This window comes from Streptomyces sp. NPDC048278, assembly GCF_040652195.1.
Classification (GTDB): Bacteria; Actinomycetota; Actinomycetes; order Streptomycetales; family Streptomycetaceae; genus Streptomyces.
Genome location: NZ_JBEZLP010000029.1, coordinates 30,310 through 47,851, shown reverse-complemented (window position 1 = coordinate 47,851; position 17,542 = coordinate 30,310). Strand labels below are relative to the sequence as shown.

Below are 17,542 nucleotides of genomic sequence, written 5' to 3'. Positions count from 1 at the left end.
CGTGAAGGGGGCCGGGCCCATCAACGTGTGCGTGGGATCAACTGGCCTGGGGCTCGAAGTCCCAGTACGGGCGGTTGCGGGCTCGGGCCGAGAAGGTGTGGACGTGCTGCTTGCCCAGCGTCGCCTCCAGGTCGGTCAGGACCTCCTGCTCGGTCTTCTCCGCCTGCTGCCGGGCCCGCAGGCCACGCAGGTCGGCCGCGTGGGCGACGCGAGCGGACAGGGTGAGCGGGTGGGTACGGCCGAGGGTCTCGGTGGCGCGGTCGATGGTCACCCTGCTCAGTTCGGCGGCGGACTCCGTCTCACCGACGAGGTTGCGCAGCGCGGAGGCGTTGATGGCGCAGCCCAGCGTGTAGGGGTGGTGCTCGCCGACGGCCTCGGCCATGTCGGCGAGCGCCTGCTCGGTCAGGACGTGGGCGTGCTCCCACTCGCCGACGTTGCGCAGGATCAGTGCCTGGTTCGACCGGGCGCCGATGATGAACGGGTGTCCCTCCGGCAACAGTTCCTCGTACCGGGCGACGACGGACTCGCTGGTCTCGCGGGCCAGGTCGAGGTCACCGTGCTCGCGGTTGAAGCAGCTGTGGCTGACGGACGCGGCGACCGTGTGGAGGTCGGTCTCGCCCAGCGTGCGTTCGTAGCCCTCCAGCACCTTGGTGAGGAGCTCCCCCGCCGAGGCGCGGTCGCCGTTCCACAACCGGCAGAGGGCCAGGTTGTGTTCGGCCCGCAGCACATCGGGGGTTCGTTTGCCGCCGACGTGGCCGTACACGCGGACGTTGTGGGCCTGGATGAACTCGGCTTCCGAATAGCGGCCCAGCAGCCTGAGGTCGATGGCGTAGGACACCTCGGAGAAGAGGGTTGTGAGGTGTCGGTCGGTCATCAGCAGGCGGCGCTGCTCAAGCGTCTTCCAGTCGATGGCCAGAGCTTCCCGGTACTCGCCGAGCAACCGGTGTGCGAAGGCCAGGTTGTTCAGAGCGCTCAGGGTCCGGGAGTCCTGCTCGCCCAGGAGGTTCCAGTACACCGGGTGGATCCACGAGTACAGCTCGAAGGCCTCCCTGTACCTGCCGAGGCCCCACAGGTCGGCGCCCAGCCCGTTGGCCACCCGGAGGTAGTCCAGGTCGCACTCGCCGCGTTCCTCGCGAAGCCGTGCCATGGCCGCCCGGTCGATCGCCTCGGTCTCTTCGAACCGCCCGGCCGACCGCAGCAGGTTGGCGTAGTGGTACGTGGCCTCCCAGACGCGCGGATGCGACTCACCGAGCAGTTCGCGCCACGCGTCGACGGTCCGTCGGGCGAGCTTCCAGCCTGAGGTGTACTCACCCGCCCACCACATGTACCGCAGGCAGTTGAGGACCAGAAGCTGGACCCGGCGATCCGTACTGTTGAGGACGTCGGCGTACTTCAGATGCGACACCAGCCCCGCGTACGCCTGCCAGTTACGGGTGTCGGTCGGGCGTCCGGGGTCCGCTTCGGCCAGTGCGCGCCGTACCACTTCGATGAACTCCCGCCGGCTCTCCTCGGGCATGTCCTTGCCGACGATCTGGTGGACCATCCGGTGCAGGTACACCGACTCACCGGGCGAGGGGGCCTCGTCCGCACCGACCTCCTGGGACTCCAGCCGGACCACGGAGTACTGCCGTAGCTGGTTGATCGCCTTGTTCCACAACAGCGGGTCGTCGAGCAGGCCGGTGAGCTGCTCGGGCAGATCGTCGTGGGACATCTCGCGCAGCATGCGGACGGGGATGAAGCCGGGTGCGAAGAACGTGCACAGCCGCAGCAGGTCGACTGACTCCGGGACAGTGTCGCGGAGCTTGTTCAGCAGTATCGACCACACGGTCTGGAAGGGCACCGGTAAGTCGGCGGAGACCCGTACGACGTCCTGGTCGACGCCGTCCTCCAGCAGGGCGATGTAGTCGTCGACGGTCAGGTCCGAGTCGTTGAGCCAGCCGGCCGTCTGGTCCAGCAGCAGCGGAAGGTCCTCCAGGGCCTCGGCGAGCTGGTCGGCCTCCTGCTCCGACAGCCGCGTCGCGCGACGCCGGATGAAGGCGACCGACTCGTCCCTGTCGTAGATCCGTACTTCGAGCAGTTTGCTGTTGTGCTCGCTCCACTCGGGGTTGCGGGAGGTGATGAGCACATGCCCGGAGCCGGACGGGACCAGGTCCCAGACCTGGTCGGGTTCATCCGCGCCGTCCAGGATCAGCAGCCAGCGCGAGAAGGGTGTGCCCCGGCGGAGGGAGTCACGGACCGCGCGAAGCCGCTCACCGTAGTCGTCACCGGTGGACAGGTGCAGCGCAGGGGCGAGTTCGGCGAGCAGGCGGCGACAGGCGCCCCGGCTTTCGGCGCCGACCCACCACACCACGTCGTAGTCGGAGGCGAATCGGTAAGCGTACTCGGCGGCCAACTGGCTCTTGCCCACTCCGGGCATGCCGTGCAGCGTGACGACGCGAGCGCCCGGTTCGCTGTCCTGGAGCAGTTGGTAGACCTCGTTCAGCACCGGCTCGAGGCCGGTGAAGCGGATGTTGCGGCGCGGCACACCGCCCCACACCTCGGGCATCGCGGCGGGGAAGCGTGGGACGCGAGAGCCGTCGGCCGACGAGCGCGCATCGGTCGGCAGGCCCAGCCGGTCCAGAAGACGGCGCTCCGCCTCGTCCGCTTCCATGCCGATGAGGTTGACCGGCGCGAGTACGGCGACGGCGGCGGGCACAGCGGTGTCGGTGACGGAGACGGCGGCGAACCGGGAGGGGTCCGGTGCGACCACCGCGCGCAAGGCAGCGTTCCACTCCTCGAAGGTACGGAAACCGAGTCGCAGGTAGTGGCCGCTGATCACGATCAGGATCCTGCCCTCCGCGAGCGCAAGACCGCGCAGAAGATCCTCCAGGCTCTCCTCGGCCGGGGAGTCCCAGCGTATGTGGACGACCCGGACGCCCCGCCGCTCCAGCCGGTCCCCGATCCACGCGGCCCAGGCCCGGTTGAATCCGGCGAAGCTGATCGTGACGGTCTGCCTCCCGGTCCCCCTCTCGGCCGACCTGACCGGCGTACGCGTCTCAGACATGCAGCGACCTCCGCACATAGCCATGAAGGAACCCAGACGACTCCTGGTCGGCCTCAGATGATCTGGGGCTCGAAGTCCCAGTAGGGCCGGGTACGGCAGCGGGCCGAGACCGTGTGCACGTGTTGCTTGCCGAGCACGGCGTAGAAGTCCGCCAGCGCCTCCCGCTCGACCTTCTCCGCCTGCTGCTGGTCTCGCAGCGCTCTGAGGTCGGCGGCATGGGCGATACGGGCGGACAGGGTGAGCGGATGCCTGGTGCCCAGGGTCTCGGCGGCCCGGTCGACGGTCACACCGCTCAGCGTGGCGGCGCTCTCCGGATCACCGACGAGGTTGCGCAGTGCGGAGGTGTTGAGGGCACATCCCAGGGTCCACGGGTGCTTGTCGCCGACCGCGGTGGTCATGTCGGCGAGGGCCTGCTCCATGAGGTCGTGCGCGGTGTCGAGTTCGCCGACGTTCCGCAGGACGAGTGCGTGGTTGGCACGGCATCCGACGACGAACGGATGGCCGGCGCCGAGCATCGACTCGTAGCGCGCGAGGACCGACTCGCCCAGCTCCCGCGCCTGTTCGATGTCGCCGTGCTCGCGGAGGAAGAAGCCGGAGCTGGCCGCGGAGCGCAGGCTCAGCGGATCGGTCTCGCCCAGTACCCGCTCGGAGCGCTCCTGCACCCGCAGCAGAAGTTCCCCTGCCCGATCATGGTCTCCGCCACGGTAGAGGCACAGCGCGAGGTTGTGTTCGGCTGCGAGGGTCTGCGGGTTGTCCGGCCCCATGACGATGCGCTGCTCGCGCACGTTCTCGGCCTGGACCGTCTCGGCCTCCGCGTATCGGCCCAGCAGCCGCAGGTCGGTCGCGCAGACGAATCCGGAGTACAGCGTCCGCGGATGGCGATCCCCCAGCAGCTCACGGCGGGCCTTCCAGGTGAGCCTGTTCATCTCGAGAGACTCCGTGTAGCGCCCCAGCAGCCGCAGTGTCTCGGCCAGGTTGTTCTGGGCGTCGAGCGTCTCCGAGTGCTCGCCGAGAAGGTCCCGGAAGTCGAGGAGGATCCACTGGGAGACCAGCAGTGCCTCGTCGTAGCGGCCCAGGCCGCCCAGGTCCGCGGCAAGGCCTTTGGCCGCGCGCAGGTGCTCCAGGTCATGAGGCCCGCGTTCGTCCCGCAGGTGATCGACGGCGATGCGGTTGATGACCTCCGCACGGGCGTACTGGCCTGCCTCGCGCAGCACGTTGGCGTAGTGATGGATGAGATCCCAGATCCTCGGATGCGTCTCGCCGAGCAGCGACCGCCAGGTGTCCATGGCACGCTCGCCGAGCTCGATGCCCGCTTCGTACTCGCCGGAGACATACATGTAGCGCAGGCAGTTGAGGACGAGCCGCTGCACCTGGGGGTCGGTGCTGCTTAGCACGTCCGCGTGCCTGAGATGCGGAACGATCTCGGCATAGGCGGGCCAAGACTGCGGGTCCATGGGGCGGCGTGGATCCGCCTCGGTCAGCGCCTGCCGTACGACCTCGGCGAATTCCTGACGGTCCTTCTCCGGCATGTCCTTGTGGACGATCTGGTGCACCATGCGGTGAAGGTAGAACGACTCCCCGGAGAGGGCCGGGTGGTGGGAGCCCGTGTCGCGGAACTCCGGGCGCACCACCGAGTACCGGCGCAACTGGTCGATCGCCCTGTTCCACAGCAGGGGATCGTTGAACAACCTCGCCACCCGTTCGGGCAGGTCGTCGTGGGACATGTCCCTGAGCAGCCAGACGGGAATGGAACCTGACGCGAAAAATGTGCACATTCTGAGCAGATCCACTGATTCGGGCAACGTCTCGCGGAGCTTGTTCAGCAGGATCGACCAGGCCGTCTGAAACGCGACGGGGAAGTCCGCCGAGACCTTGACCACGTCATGCTCGATACCGTCTTCCAGCAGCTCCATGTAGGCCTGGACCGACAGGTCCGAGTCGTTCAGCCATCCTGTCGTCTGGTCCAGCAGCAGTGGCAGATCCTCCAGGGCTTCGGCGAGTTCGGTGGCCTCCGACTCGGCCAGCCGCGTCACCCTCCGACGGATGAAGGCCACCGACTCGCCCCGCTCGTAGACCCCCACGTCCAGCAGGTTGCTGTTGTGCTCCCGCCACTCGGGGTTCTGGGAAGTGATCAGCACGTGGCCGGGGCCGGTGGGCACCAGGTCCCAGATCTGGTCCGGCTCGTCCGCACCGTCCAAGATCAGCAGCCAGCGCCGGTACGGATCGCCCCGCCGGAGCGAGTCGCGTACGGCACGCAGTCGTTCACCGTATTTCTCGTCGGTGGGCAGGTCCAGGCTCGGGGCGAGCTCCGAGAGAAGGAGGCGGCAGGTGACTCGTTTGTCCGCGTTGACCCACCACACCACGTCGTACTCGGAACCGAATCGGTGCGCGTACTCGGTGGCGAGCTGGGTCTTGCCCACTCCCGACATGCCGCACAAGGTCACCACGCCCCCGCCCGGTTCGGAAACCCTGAAGAGGCGACAGACCTCGTCCAGCAGTGGGTCACGACCTGTGAACCGGGTGTTGCGACGAGGCACTCCGCCCCATACCCCGGACATCGCGTTCGGAAAGCGCGGCCCGCGCTCTTCTCCGTCGGCCGGTTCGGGCATGGGATCGGCCGGCAGGCCGAGCCGGTCGAGCAGCCGCCGCTCCGCCTCTTCGGCATCGATGCCGGTCAGCCCGGCCGGGTCGAGTACTGCGGTCGCCTCGGGAACGGGTGCCGTGGTGACGGACACCGCCGCGAAACGCGCCGGGTCGAGGGCCACGACCTCCAGTAGAGCCGCATTCCACTCCTCGGGGGTGCGTGCACCGAGCTGGAGATACCGTTCGCTGACGACGATCAGAATGCGCCCCTGGACGAGCTGCAGTTCCCTCAGAAGCTCCCTGGGGGAGACCTCCGCCGGGGAGTCCCAGCGCCGGTGGTCGACGTGCAGGCCGCGCCGCTCCAGCAGGTGGCCGATCCAAGCCGCCCAGGCCCTCTCGGCTCCGGCGAAGCTGATCGTGACGGCACTACGCGCCGTCGCCCCGGCCGGTGTTCGAGCTTCGGACATGCAGTGATCTCCCCCTTCTCGAATCACCGAAAATCGTAGGACTCGCGCGCAGTTCTTCGGTGGGGAACGAACGCGACGGGGACCGACGAGCACATGCGCCACGCGCCTTTGGCCATCACTTTTTCGGGTGTCCGACCGTGGAGCCGTGCTGTCGTCTCCACAGGTCCCACGCGGACTTCACGTGCGTCTGGGCTCGCACCGTGTGCTCCCGGGGGGCGGGGTGCTCGGCCATTCGCTCGTGGGTGGCCACGATCTGGTCCACGAACTGCTCTCCCTGCTGCGTGAGATGGGGCGATCCCACCAACGCGGGCAACGCCGCCGTCACCTGGGCGCGGTACCGCGCATGCTGCGACCAGGCCGCCTCACGCTGCCCCCGGTCCTCGCTCCGGAGCGCACACTGCTGGAAGAAATCCGCCATGGCCAGATGTGCGTACACGCCCTGCAACAGACCGTCGTACGGTCGTGGATCCCGGCGCCAAGGCGCGAAATAGCTTTCGTCGGGCCCGGCATGGTGCAGCACCAGCATGTCGCTGAGCACGCAGAGTTTCGTGTGCTGGATCTCGTGCACGATGGTCACGGCAAACGTGGTCGCAGTGGGCGGCGTACTGCTGAGCAGGGCGCCGAAGGCCTCACGGCGTGTCCCGCTGCACGTGCCGGGGCCACGGGCGTCCGTGCCGAGCACTGCCGGCTCGGCGAGGGGGATCAGACAACGGAGCAGAGCGACGGCTTCCGCTACACGGTGCTCGCCTCCCAGCCGCAGCTTGGCAGCGGTCTCCGACCAGGCCCGCGACCACCGTCCGCGGCCGGCCTCGTCGAGCACCGTCGGGCCGCTCAGCAGCTTGTGCCGGGGACCGTCGTACGCGGTGCGGTACGGGTCCAGGTCGTCCAGTGGCATGAGCGGACCTCCCGGCAGCAAGCCGGGCAACGCATACGCGGACGTCCAGGCAGGTGCCGCGGACCAGGCTCCGATGCCGTCCTCACAGTCGACGGTGACGTCCGGCGCGCCCTTCTGCCGCAGCGTGATCCGCCCGTTCTCGCAGACGGCATCGACCGGGGCGCTCCCGGGCTCCGCCGTACGCAGGGCCCCGAGCGACGGGAGGGTGAGCACACCGTCCCGGGCGGTGAGCCGCACGGCGAAGGAGATCCCGGCCCGGGCGGCGGCCACGGCCGCAAGCGCGCCGAAATAGGCCAGGTGGCATCCGAGTTCACGGACGCGCGATGCGATCGGCGGTCCGGATTCCGGTTCCAGGCCGAGCAGGCACTGGCGGGCCCAGGGGCCGACAAGGGGGTGGAGGAGACGCGCACGCGCGGGGGTCGTGGCATGGGGCGGCCACGGACTTCCGCTGTTCCCGGCCGAGGACACCCGGTCGGCCTCCTCCAGCAGGTGCCAGTCCTCTCGCACCCGGTCGCGAGCCCTAGCCGGGAGCACCGCCGCATCCGCGTCCTCGACCGCGTCGAGCACCGCGCGCAGCGTGAGCAGCCGCCGGGTGTCCTGGTCGCGCACCAGGAGCGCCAGTGTGTCCGGATCACCTTCGGTTCGGCCGAGTGCCGCCAGAGAACGGTCCGAAAGCACGGGAAACAGCATGGACGGGGACCTCTCCTCGGACGTGGACGCCACCTGGACGGACGCGGAGGCCGTCGCGGTGGCCGCAGCCAGCCGATCCCGCACATGGCGGATGAAGCGCTGCAGGTCGTCGCAGTACACGGAGGGATTCGCGAAGCCGTGTCCGGCCCGGTAGCGATGGGCGTAGTGGCCGCCGCCGCAGACACCGAGCAGGGAACATGCCCGGCACCGCGCCGACAGGGCTGCCACTCCCGTCTGCCGGGCCACCACCCCGGGATGCCGCAACGCCTCGTCGAAATCATGCTGAAACACATCCAGGCCGGTCGCGGCGGCACCGTCGTACGCGGACTTCAGCGAGTCGACCTGCTCGATGGATCCGTCTGTCTCCACGACGATCGCGTCGAACGGGGCGAGCCCCAGCGACTCGGTGGCGGCCGGCAGGCCCGACAACAGCGCGATGCACTCCTCGAAGAGCCTTACCCGCACTTCCCGGTGGCCGGATCGCCACCAGCGGTCGAAGACCGCGCAGAGCCAGTCGCCGTAGCGCGTGCCCTCCAGATGCGGGGGCGGTGCCGACCAGTTGCCGTGCGGCAGCAGCAGGTCGAGGGCAGGCGGGTGCAGAGCGAGGAGGGACTCGTAGGTCTCCACCGGATCGAGAGTGGGATCGACGACCGTGAGGACTCCGGCGTACGCATCCGGGAAGCGCTCCGCGAGCAACCGCGCTCCGCGTGCGGCGGCAGGCCAGGAGGGGCGTCCCGAGTGGTCGACGCGGCGGGCGTTGTGTGCGGCCAGGCCGCCGTCCAGGCTGATACCGATCCGTATGCCGTGGCGGACCAGGGTGGTCATCCGTGCCTCGGTGAGAAGCGTGGCATTGGTCTGGACAATGGGGTGGACCGTGCAGCCGGCAGGAACGCGATCGCGTACCAGAGCCGTGAAACGGGCCATCGTGCCGACACCCGCCAGCAGGGGTTCACCACCGTGCAGGACGAGCGAGATCGCCGTCAACGCATGGTCGCGTGCGTGCTCGGCGATCCGGTGCGCCGTGCGATCCAGCACCACAAGCGGAGCCGCAGCAGGACGGCCCCGCCAGGTCCGGTCGGGCCCCTCGTAGAGATAGCAGTAACGGCAGGCGAGATTGCAGCGACCATGCACCTTGACGATGAACTGCCGGAACGGAGCGGGGCCGACGCCACCCCGCACACTCCCTGGCCCGACACCGGCCGCGGCCTCTCCGGGCACGCCGATCTCGCCTGCCAGACCGGTACGGTCGCCGCGCGACCGCCTAGAACGCATTGTTGAAGCCCCACAGCGTCTGGCTCGACCGGACCGCACGTGCTCTCAGCTCCGCGAGCACCTCACGCAGCACAGGATGGTCCACTCCCTTCAGATCCCCCAGATCCAGGTCCAACAGGTCCGGCAGGGGCTCAACCGCCCCCGCCGATTCGGCCTCCGGCGGAGACTGGTCCCGTGCGTCCACCCCGGGCTCCTCTCGAATCGTCCCGTTGATCAGTCCCGTTCCAGCTCTGCCAGTCGTAGCTCCGTCTGCCGTGCGGTGGGCTCCTCGGTGCCCGCGCTGTCGTCCGGAAGCCGGGACCACTCCGTCCAGGCGGCCCGGTAGGCTTCCCGAGCGGCCAGCGGGCGGGCGGCGGCCTCGTATGACGTGCCCCGCCAGTGGTGTGCCTGCGCCCCCAGCCTCACCACCTGCTCGCGCAGGCCGGGCGATCCCGCGTCCCGCTCCGCCGACCGAGCTGCCGCGGCGGCTGCGCCGAACGCCTCAACCGCTTCGTCGAGCCGGGCGGGACGCCCCAGGCCCTGATACGCCTCGAACCTGGCCTGCCCCAGTTCGAACCAGCAGTGAGCCGAGAGCAGCGGGTCGCGGGCCTGCGCACCGGCCAGCCCGAGAAGGTACTCGGCCTCCCGCAGGTCGACTCGGTCGCCCCGGGCCCGGTAGCGGAGCAACAGGGCACGGCCCAGCAGAAGGAGGCGGGCCGCGAGCTCAGGACTGTCCGAAGGCGTTTCCGCACGACATCCGCGCAGGACCCGGATCGCCTGGACCAAAAACTCGAAAGCGGATGAACCGGTCTCCGCCGCCGCCTGCCGCAGGAGGACTTCGCCCCACTCGGCGAGGGCATCCGCGTACGCGGGAACTTCCCGGGGCATCCTCTGCGCCGCCTGCGCGAAGCGCTCTGCCGCCTCACGCAGTTCCCCTGGCTCCCCGGACTCGGCGTACCGCGCCGTGCTGATCCGCCCCGCCCGCATCAGCAGATCCGCGCGCTCGCTCCCCGAACGCGCGAGGGCCAGCGCCTCGTCGATACGTGCCTGGGCCTCGGACAGGGCACCGCCCGAGCTCAGCAAGGCGTCGACCAGGTCCGACAGGGCCCCGACGCGAGAGGACACCGGCCAGGTGCCGGTACCCCCACCGTCGTCCACAGCGCTGCGCAGAGACTGCGTGCCCTGTTCCGCGTAGCGGCGGGACTGCTCGGGGTCCTCCGCGGTACCGGACAGGCGCAGCAGGATTCGGCCCCGGGCCAGCGGCAGTTCGGGGGGCAGGTGGCGGTCGGGCCAGGCGCCTGTGAGCGCCTCCAGCAGGCCGGCTGCAATGCGCAGCGGTTCGCTGTCGCCGTCCAGGCTCCACTGCGCCTCCAGCGCGCCGGCTCTCTCCAGGGTCAGCCGCAGCACCTCCCGCTGGTCCAGTTCGGGGGTGCCACAGGCCTCGGCGTACTCCTGATCGGCGCGGCGCAGCAGATCGAGGGCGCCCGCCGGGTCGCCCCGCCGCCTGCGGTCGGTGGCGGCGGCCCGCAGCACCCGGGCGAGGACGGCCCGTTCGCGCCGGGCGTGCGGGTGGGCGACGGCCCGGTCCGCCGCCGCCTCGGCCTCGCTCAACAGATCGGCGCCGCCCTGGACCTCCCACATACGCAGGACGCAACTCGCGTACTCCGACCACAATTGCGGGTCATCCTCAGCGAGCGCCTCGTGCCGGGTGGCCCCGCGCAGCAGTTGTACCGCGTCGACAAGGTCCTGCAGCATGCCCTCGGTGTCGAACCGGGCCAGCAGGCCGCGGGCCTGGTGGACGGCCTGGCGGCCGGGGCGTTCGCTCGGCCGTACGGCGGTGTCGCGGCCACCGTGCGGACGGAACCGCTCGGGCAGCGGCATGAAGCGTTCCAGGACTCGAACAGCGACCTCGGCGAAGGGCTGCGGAACCGGGTTCGCCTCGCCGTCACCGCGGGAGGGGTACGGCCGTCCGACCGACTCGCCATCGCCGATCTGGTCCAGGACCAGCGCCGGGAAGTTGACGCTGCGCCTGCCGAAACGCTGCTCGATGTACTCGGAGCAGTGCTTGAGGACACGCAGGGCCTCGCCCCTGCCGACCATGGCGAGCAGAGCCTCCTGGACCTCGGGCTCCATCTCGTACCACTGGGTGCCGCCCCCGCCCTGGTCCGCCTGGTCCTCGCCGGCGCGGGTGACCAGGCCACCGAGCAGTACCTCGGCGAGTTCGGAGGGGCCGGAGTCGGGCAGCATGGTTCGCTGTACCAATTGCATCACCGGCAGGCAGAGCGGAGCGGCGGCCAGGTATCCGGCGAGGCGTCCGGCGCCCGGCGAGGCAGTGGACAGGAACCTGCTGACCCGCTCGACCGGCGACAGCGTGCGCCGCAAAGACGGCGCCCCCACGGCCGGTGGGTCCGCGCGCACCCAGCCCACCGCACCCGCCACCGGTCCGGCGCCGATCCTGGACAGCAGCCTGGCCCACGCCCCGAGCGCCACGGGCTCGGGCGGCAGCACGGGTACCGGTACGGCGCCCCGTGGACCGCCGGACGCGACCCCGGCCGGGGTGTGCACACGGAGTGCGGTGGCGCCGCCCAGGGTCTCGCCACGGCTCAGTTCGCCGTACGTCACCGGCAGCCGGGTGCGACTCCACATCCGCTGCGGCAGCGGCTGGAGCACGGCGACCGGGGCTTGCCGGGCCAGGTGGTGGAGCAGTCGGTGGATGCGGCCGCTGCGCCACAGTGGCCCTGCGCAGTCGCTGACCAGGACGGTGATACTGCGCCCGGTCGGGTCGCTGAGGTGGTCGGCGGTGTGCAGTGGCGCCGCGTGCATGTCCGCACTTCGGCTCATCGCGATCCCGCCGTCGGGTCCGGTGTGCAGATGACTCACCCGGATGCTTCGGAAGGCTCCCAACTGGCCGAACACTTGGATCAGTTCGCCGAACATCCGGTCCCAGACCCGCATCGACGGGGAGACCTCCATGACCAGTTGCAGCCGGGCGTCTCCGCGGGACACCGGGCGGTGGACGGGCAGGATCAGGCCGCCCGCCCGCGCACTCCGCTCGGCGGTCGCCGTCTCGTCCAGCTCCGCGCGCAGCGGCGGAGCGGCACTCCGGTAGGCCTGCAACGGTCGTAAAGCGCGCTGGAGTTCGCGTGGCGCGGGCAAGGTGGGAGCGGCAGGCGCCCCGACCGGCAACCCGGCGGTCCGGCCGCGACCGGTACCGCGCCGCTGCGGCGATACAGGGTAGAGGTGTGCACGGCGGTCGGGTCCGATGGCCTCGAAGGTCTCCACCGGCGCCCGGCTTCCGCCGCCCGGTGGCGGAGCCGGTGCCCCCGGTTCCCGCGCCGGTACGCCGGTCCCCTGTTCCTCCCCCGGCGCCCCGTGCGTCTCCGCGTTCGGCAGTTCCGGATGCGGGCCGGAACCCGGCCCCTGCGCCCCGCCCGTCCCAGCGCCGCCCGTCCCGGCGCCGCCCGGTGGGCGCGCCCACCGGGCCAGCCAGAGGGCATCGCTGAGCCCTTTGATGTCCGGGTCGAGCCCGGCCATCCGCAGCCGGCGGATGAGTTCGGCCAGCGGGCCGACCTCGGCGCCGGGCAGATCCGGGTCGGGCGGAAGCGGGCCGTGTCGGGGCGCTGCGTCCGGCATCAGCGGCTCACCTCGGACGGTCAAGGCGCTGGATAAGCAGGTCGGCGAGGCGGTCCCGGCTGGGCGGGGAGGCCGCGTCGGTGAGGTAGATGGCGTTCAGCAGCTGGTCGGCGGCGAGGAGTTCGCTGCGCGAACGCTCCAGGAACCGGTTGATCAGGTCGTCGCCGGCACGGGCCGCCTCGTCGCCAAGGTGGGCGCGGACGAAGGTGGCCAGGCGGTTGTGGTCGGGGAGGTCCAGCTCCAGGTGGATACAGCGGCGCATCAGCGGGGCCGGGAAGTCCCGCTCCCCGTTGCTGGTCAGCACGACGAACGGGAAGGCCCGGCAGCGGACCCGGCCGTCGCGGACCCGGACCTTGGTGCCGTCGGCGGTGAGCACCTCGGCCTCGCCGTCCGGCAACCGGTCGGCGATCCGCTGCAACTCGGGGATGTCGAACTCGCCTTCCTCCAGCACGTTCAGAAGGTCGTTGGGCAGGTCGATGTCGCTCTTGTCGAGCTCGTCGATCAACAGCACACGCGGGGAGTCGGAGGGCACGAGCGCGGTGCCGAGCGGGCCGAGCCGGATGTAACTGCCGATCGCCTCGACGGCCCCCGGGCCGCCGCCCTCCGCGCCGTCCCCGCCTTGGGCCGCGATCTGCACGTCCTGGAGCCGGGCGATGGCGTCGTAGTCGTACAGGCCGTCCTGGAGCCTGGAACGGCTGACGACGGACCAGCGCAGCACGTCGCCAAGACCCAGTTCGTACGCCACCGAGTGCGCGAGGGTGCTCTTGCCCGCGCCCGGACTCCCGGTGACAAGCAACGGGCGGCGCAGGTACAGCGCCGCATTGATCATCTCCAGTTCCTCGGCGCCGGGCCGGTGCAGTTCGGCGAGATGCCGGTGCGCACCGAGCCTGCGGTCCCGGGAGCCGTCACCTCTGTCCGTCGCAGGCGTGAGGCCGTCGCCCTCGTCCGCCGTCTCCCGCGTTTCCCGGCCGGAGAAGTCCCGCCAGGGAGGAGCCGGAGGCAACCTGTTCATGCCGTCGTGGGGCTCCCCAGCACCGCGGTAGATGAGCCACTCACTGGATTCGGTCATATCCGGTCCTTGTCGTCACTCGTCCGTTCCGTCCCCACGGCAGCCGTCGAACGCACTCCAGCGCGTTTCACGTTAACGACCCGCAAGAACCCGTGTAAGGGCCGCACACCAGGCGCGCGAGTTCACAGTGCCTCCAGCAAGTCCTCGGCACCGGGCAGGGATTGATGCGGATCGTCGTACAGGAGAGCGATGCCCTTGGCCCAGAACGCCTCGGGAAGTCCTTCGCACATCCGTCTGCGCAAGCGGTGCACCAGCCGGGGCAGCTCCCAAGCGCCGCCCGCATCATCGACGGTCATCCGGGCACCTCGGTGGAACTCCCCGCACAGCGAGTCAGCCGGACGCGTCCAGCGGCGCCACAGCACCACTCCGTACCCCGCCCCGACGATCCGGCCGAGTGCGGTGTCGTCGTCGGGATAGTGCCGGTCGCCCTGGCGGCACAGCACCGGGATCGCGCCGGACGCAAGGCCGCGCAGCACCGCCGCATCCGACACGGGCCGACGCACCGCGTCGTCGCAGTCCAGTATCTCGGCCCGGACCTGTTGCTTGATCCCGCCCCCGCCGTGCGTGTCATGCACCCGACGCCAACGGTCACGGCGGTCGTACTCCAAGCCTCCGCCAGGGAATTCCCCACGCGGAAGGTCCTCACCGGGATATTCACGACCATAACCTTTATTTTCTGCGGATAGTTGGTCACGGTCCGTACAGCGAACCAGAACCGGCCGTTCCGCGCCCAAGAGGTCGGCGCCGGGCCGCAGCCGCCACGCGTCCACCGGCAGGTCGAGCAGCGGGTGCGGCAGAGCGGCGTACAGCGGAACGGGCCGGTCGGGCTCGTCGCAGCGCCGGAACGCCTCGGCGAGCGGCTCGCCGAGGCAGGCGACGAGGTCAGCGAGCGGGGCAGCCTGCCCGTCGTCCAGCCGGATCGCCTCGCCGTCCGGCCGCACCACCGCGACCGACCAGTCGCAGCGGCTGCGATTCCAAGCCAGCTGCTCCACTTCGAGCAGGACGGAGAGCTGGGTAGCGGGCTGGGCCTCGGTCCGAGTGCTGGGGCGGTGCTCGGCGCCGTCGGCGCCGGCCCGCTCGCGTCGACGGTCACCGAGGTGCCGGGCGCGCCTGCGGGCGAGATCGCTGCGGTGGTCGCTGTCCAATCGGGGCGCCGTCCGCTTGATCCACTCCCACAGGGATTGTTCGGCGTCGAACACGAAGGACGTCACCGGACGATCGGCGGTCATGACCCGCATCGCGTACTCGACGACGAGCGGGAGCGCGCCGTCCTGCCGAACGTACTCGTACAACGCACCGAGACCGTCGCGCCAGCCGCGCGGTGCGGGCGACAGGGTGGGAAGCCGGAGGTTCGGCAGCGAGTGGAGGATGTCGAGCAGGTCGTGGATGCTGTCCGGGGGCGGCAGGTCGGCGAGCCTGCCGAGCAGTTCGAGCCGCTCGTGCGGGCTCAGGGTACGGCCCGGGCGGGCGCCCAGATCGGCCTGAAGGTCGGTCCAGGTGGGACGTCCGGAATCGTTGAGCTGCTGGCGGTCTCGGTGGTACCGGTCGTGCGCGTGGCAGACGGCCTGGTACAGGTCGTGCTGGTAGGCGTCGTGATGGCGCAGCTCGTGCCGGTACAGGTCGTGCGGCCGGGCGGTCCGCGCGACCGGGAGGGTGCGCAGCCGCTCGATGCCGATCGACGTGCCGCCCGCCGCGCGGTCCGCGCGTGACTTCAGGACGCCGACGACCTCACCACGCACCGGGTCGATCACGGGCCCGCCGGAGACGCCGAGCGGGAGTTCGTTCTCGCCAAGGCGCATCTGGGCGCCCGCAGACCAGCCACCGATGGTGCCGTGCACGGTCAGGAAGCCGTCCAGCGGCTCCGGCCGCCCCTGGAAGGGGGCCCAGCCGGCGTAGAACACCCGCCCCTCGGTGTAGTGCGGCATCGGCCGCTCGGAGACATAGACACACTCATGGTCCACCGGCTCGCACAGCCGGACAAGGGCCAGGTCAGGGGCAGGCCAGCCGCCCTGGACAGGCTCGTCGACCTGCTCCGGAAGAGTCGCCGCGACCTTGCCGGGTACGGCGCACGGATCATCGTGGGGACCGGACTGGTAGATCACGGTGACCTCGTCCCCTTCCCCGCCGTGGATCACATGTGCACAGGTCAGCACCCAGTTCGGTGCGACGAAGAAGCCGCTGCCGAGGAACGCCCCGACCTCTTCCGGGGCATTCCCGACACCTGTGCGATGGATGCGCACGGTGGCCGCCATCACGAGTTCGCGCAGCGCATGGTGGGCCGGATCCCAGCCCCCCGATGCGCCCCCGTCGTGCCAGCCCGTCACTCCGTGCCCCCAGCCCCCGCCCCCTGGACGCCTCTGTGCACCGGAGCGCCGCCGGATGCGCCCGCGCGCGTGGCCCTGGCCGGTTCCGAAGCGGGTTCCGGCGCCGGGGAGCCGCCACGGCCGGCACGTCCCCCGTGACCGACGCGGCGGCCGTCGTCCGGATCGGGAGGGCCACCCTCTTTCCAGGTCAGCGTCACCGTGAGCGCGGCCTTCGCCTCCCCGTCCGCGAGCAGTCCGACCACCTTCCCGGCCTTCGCGGTCAGCTCGATCCCGAACTCGACGCTCACCTCGTCGGGCCGCACGGCGTGCAGCGGTTCCGCGAGCGACCGCGCAACTCCGGCGACCAGCGAGTGCAGACTCTCGACACTGGCCTCCACCCGCTCCGCCAGACCGGTGTCCGTGAACGACAACTCGCCAGACGGCACGGCCAGTTCCCCGGCCCCTGAGATACGCGCCCACACAGGCGTACCGTCGGGCAGCCGCACCCGCACTATCCGCGTGGCGTCCTGATCCATCTCCACTCCCCCGTTCCCCGTCGCCGCCCCAGCCCCGGGGCCCATGCTCTCCCTGCGCCGCGCCCTTTGTACTCCCCCGCCCCTTCCATGCGGGAAGACGTCGCCGTTTCCCGTCCACGGGGAAAGAGTCCTTCCCTCGCCGAGCGAGCCCTACCCATCACCGACGGCGCGCCTTCGTCCTCCGCGTGGACATCTCAGGGGGGCAGGAGGTCAAGCCGTCCTCTTGATCTGCTTTGAAGGTGGCCGGGACAGTGCTCGAAGATGGGTTCATGACAGGTGAAGCGAGCGAGATCGTTCTGAGCAGGCAGGACCTTCGTGAGGTCACCGCGTTCGCCGCGGCATGTGCGGAGGCAGCGCTCGAGATCTTCAAGGCCGATCAGCCAGACGACTCGCGGCCTCGAGAAGCGGTCGGCGCCGCGTGGGAATTCGCTCGGGGTGGCGAGCGCGGGAAGTCTCTGCGCGACACAGCGTCGGCGGCCCTCAAAGCAGCCAAGAGTACGGACACCGTGGCTGCGCACGAGGCAGCGTGGGCAGCGATGTCCGCAGCGGGTGCCGCCTATCTGCATCCTCTGGCCAAGGCCACCCAGGTCAAACACATCCTCGGAGCCGCCGCCCACGCGGCCAGAGCGGCCGAACTCGTCGCCGGTGACGACCGAAGCGTTGCTGCCGTGCACCTTGAGCGAGCGGTGCATCACGCGACTCCGGTCGTCGTTGACGTACTCAGACGTTTCCCAGTGGCGCCAGGCGGGGGCGGACGAGTTGGTGAGCTGATTCGCCTGCTGGACGCTGATCTTCGTTCACTCACCCTCGTTGAGCGGCTCTCCGTGTCCAGTTGTGGTCGACGCTCGGACGAGGCGGAGGGGTGAAGCCGTAGGGCGAAGGCGCACTGTTCGTCGAACGGCTGCCGCGCCTGAAGGCAGTGGCGGAGCTGGCCCATGAAGCGGCTCAGCAGGTCGCGTCGGACAGCGAAGACCCACAGGAAGCCGGCGTCCGCGACAGCAGCGCACCCCAGACGCTCGGTCTGTCCGCAGAGCCCGCCGGCTCGCGGAATGAAACAAAGGGTCGACCCTGG

9 protein-coding genes and 1 pseudogene are annotated in these 17,542 nt (G+C 70.4%); 1 reads left to right on the top strand and 9 read right to left on the bottom strand.

Features of this window, described 5'->3' with window-relative positions:
- Window positions 1-37 precede the first annotated feature (37 nt).
- The 9 genes and pseudogenes from fxsT (AB0D74_RS36975) to AB0D74_RS36935 all read right to left on the bottom strand — a co-directional run bounded on the left by fxsT (AB0D74_RS36975) (window position 38) and on the right by AB0D74_RS36935 (window position 16,470).
- Window positions 38-3,043, bottom strand: coding sequence for an FxSxx-COOH system tetratricopeptide repeat protein (gene fxsT / locus AB0D74_RS36975; protein ID WP_362596669.1), 3,006 nt, complete (start codon window positions 3,041-3,043; stop codon window positions 38-40).
- Window positions 3,044-3,096: 53 nt separating this feature from the next.
- Window positions 3,097-6,093 (bottom strand): FxSxx-COOH system tetratricopeptide repeat protein, encoded by a 2,997-nt coding sequence (fxsT, locus tag AB0D74_RS36970; RefSeq protein ID WP_362596666.1) that lies wholly within the window; start codon window positions 6,091-6,093, stop codon window positions 3,097-3,099.
- A gap of 115 nt (window positions 6,094-6,208) precedes the next feature.
- Window positions 6,209-6,988, bottom strand: a complete 780-nt coding sequence (locus tag AB0D74_RS36965; protein WP_362596870.1) for an HEXXH motif-containing putative peptide modification protein — start codon at window positions 6,986-6,988, stop codon at window positions 6,209-6,211.
- A 744-nt stretch (window positions 6,989-7,732) separates the two neighbouring features.
- Window positions 7,733-8,857: pseudogene (locus AB0D74_RS36960) on the bottom strand (FxsB family cyclophane-forming radical SAM/SPASM peptide maturase); the annotation flags it as partial.
- Between the two features lie 82 nt (window positions 8,858-8,939).
- Entirely contained in the window at window positions 8,940-9,134 is a 195-nt protein-coding gene (fxsA, locus tag AB0D74_RS36955) for an FxSxx-COOH cyclophane-containing RiPP peptide (RefSeq protein WP_362596664.1), read from the bottom strand.
- A 29-nt stretch (window positions 9,135-9,163) separates the two neighbouring features.
- Complete coding sequence (locus AB0D74_RS36950) at window positions 9,164-12,562, bottom strand: SAV_2336 N-terminal domain-related protein (RefSeq protein ID WP_362596662.1); 3,399 nt, start codon at window positions 12,560-12,562, stop codon at window positions 9,164-9,166.
- A 7-nt stretch (window positions 12,563-12,569) separates the two neighbouring features.
- Window positions 12,570-13,631 carry a MoxR family ATPase gene (locus AB0D74_RS36945; RefSeq protein WP_362596660.1) on the bottom strand — a complete coding sequence of 354 codons (1,062 nt, stop codon included), beginning with the start codon at window positions 13,629-13,631 and terminating at the stop codon, window positions 12,570-12,572.
- 122 nt (window positions 13,632-13,753) lie between these two features.
- On the bottom strand, window positions 13,754-15,955 hold the full coding sequence (locus AB0D74_RS36940) for a trypsin-like peptidase domain-containing protein (protein WP_362596658.1): 2,202 nt from the start codon (window positions 15,953-15,955) through the stop codon (window positions 13,754-13,756).
- Window positions 15,952-16,470: a CU044_2847 family protein gene (locus tag AB0D74_RS36935; RefSeq protein WP_362596656.1), complete on the bottom strand. Its 519-nt coding sequence runs from the start codon at window positions 16,468-16,470 to the stop codon at window positions 15,952-15,954. The genes AB0D74_RS36940 and AB0D74_RS36935 overlap by 4 nt, the downstream gene beginning before the upstream one ends.
- A 269-nt stretch (window positions 16,471-16,739) precedes the next feature.
- On the opposite strand from AB0D74_RS36935, the gene AB0D74_RS36930 reads away from it, so the two are divergent.
- Entirely contained in the window at window positions 16,740-17,336 is a 597-nt protein-coding gene (locus AB0D74_RS36930; protein ID WP_362596654.1) for a putative immunity protein, read from the top strand.
- The last annotated feature ends 206 nt before the right edge of the window (window positions 17,337-17,542 follow it).

Bases quoted from the DNA above. Each gene is read 5' to 3' on its own strand.
- fxsT (WP_362596669.1), bottom strand. From the start codon at position 3,043: ATGTCTGAGACGCGTACGCCGGTCAGGTCGGCCGAGAGGGGGACCGGG.
- fxsT (WP_362596666.1), bottom strand. From the start codon at position 6,093: ATGTCCGAAGCTCGAACACCGGCCGGGGCGACGGCGCGTAGTGCCGTC.
- AB0D74_RS36965 (WP_362596870.1), bottom strand. From the start codon at position 6,988: ATGCCACTGGACGACCTGGACCCGTACCGCACCGCGTACGACGGTCCC.
- AB0D74_RS36950 (WP_362596662.1), bottom strand. From the start codon at position 12,562: ATGCCGGACGCAGCGCCCCGACACGGCCCGCTTCCGCCCGACCCGGAT.
- AB0D74_RS36945 (WP_362596660.1), bottom strand. From the start codon at position 13,631: ATGACCGAATCCAGTGAGTGGCTCATCTACCGCGGTGCTGGGGAGCCC.
- AB0D74_RS36935 (WP_362596656.1), bottom strand. From the start codon at position 16,470: ATGGATCAGGACGCCACGCGGATAGTGCGGGTGCGGCTGCCCGACGGT.
- AB0D74_RS36930 (WP_362596654.1), top strand. From the start codon at position 16,740: ATGACAGGTGAAGCGAGCGAGATCGTTCTGAGCAGGCAGGACCTTCGT.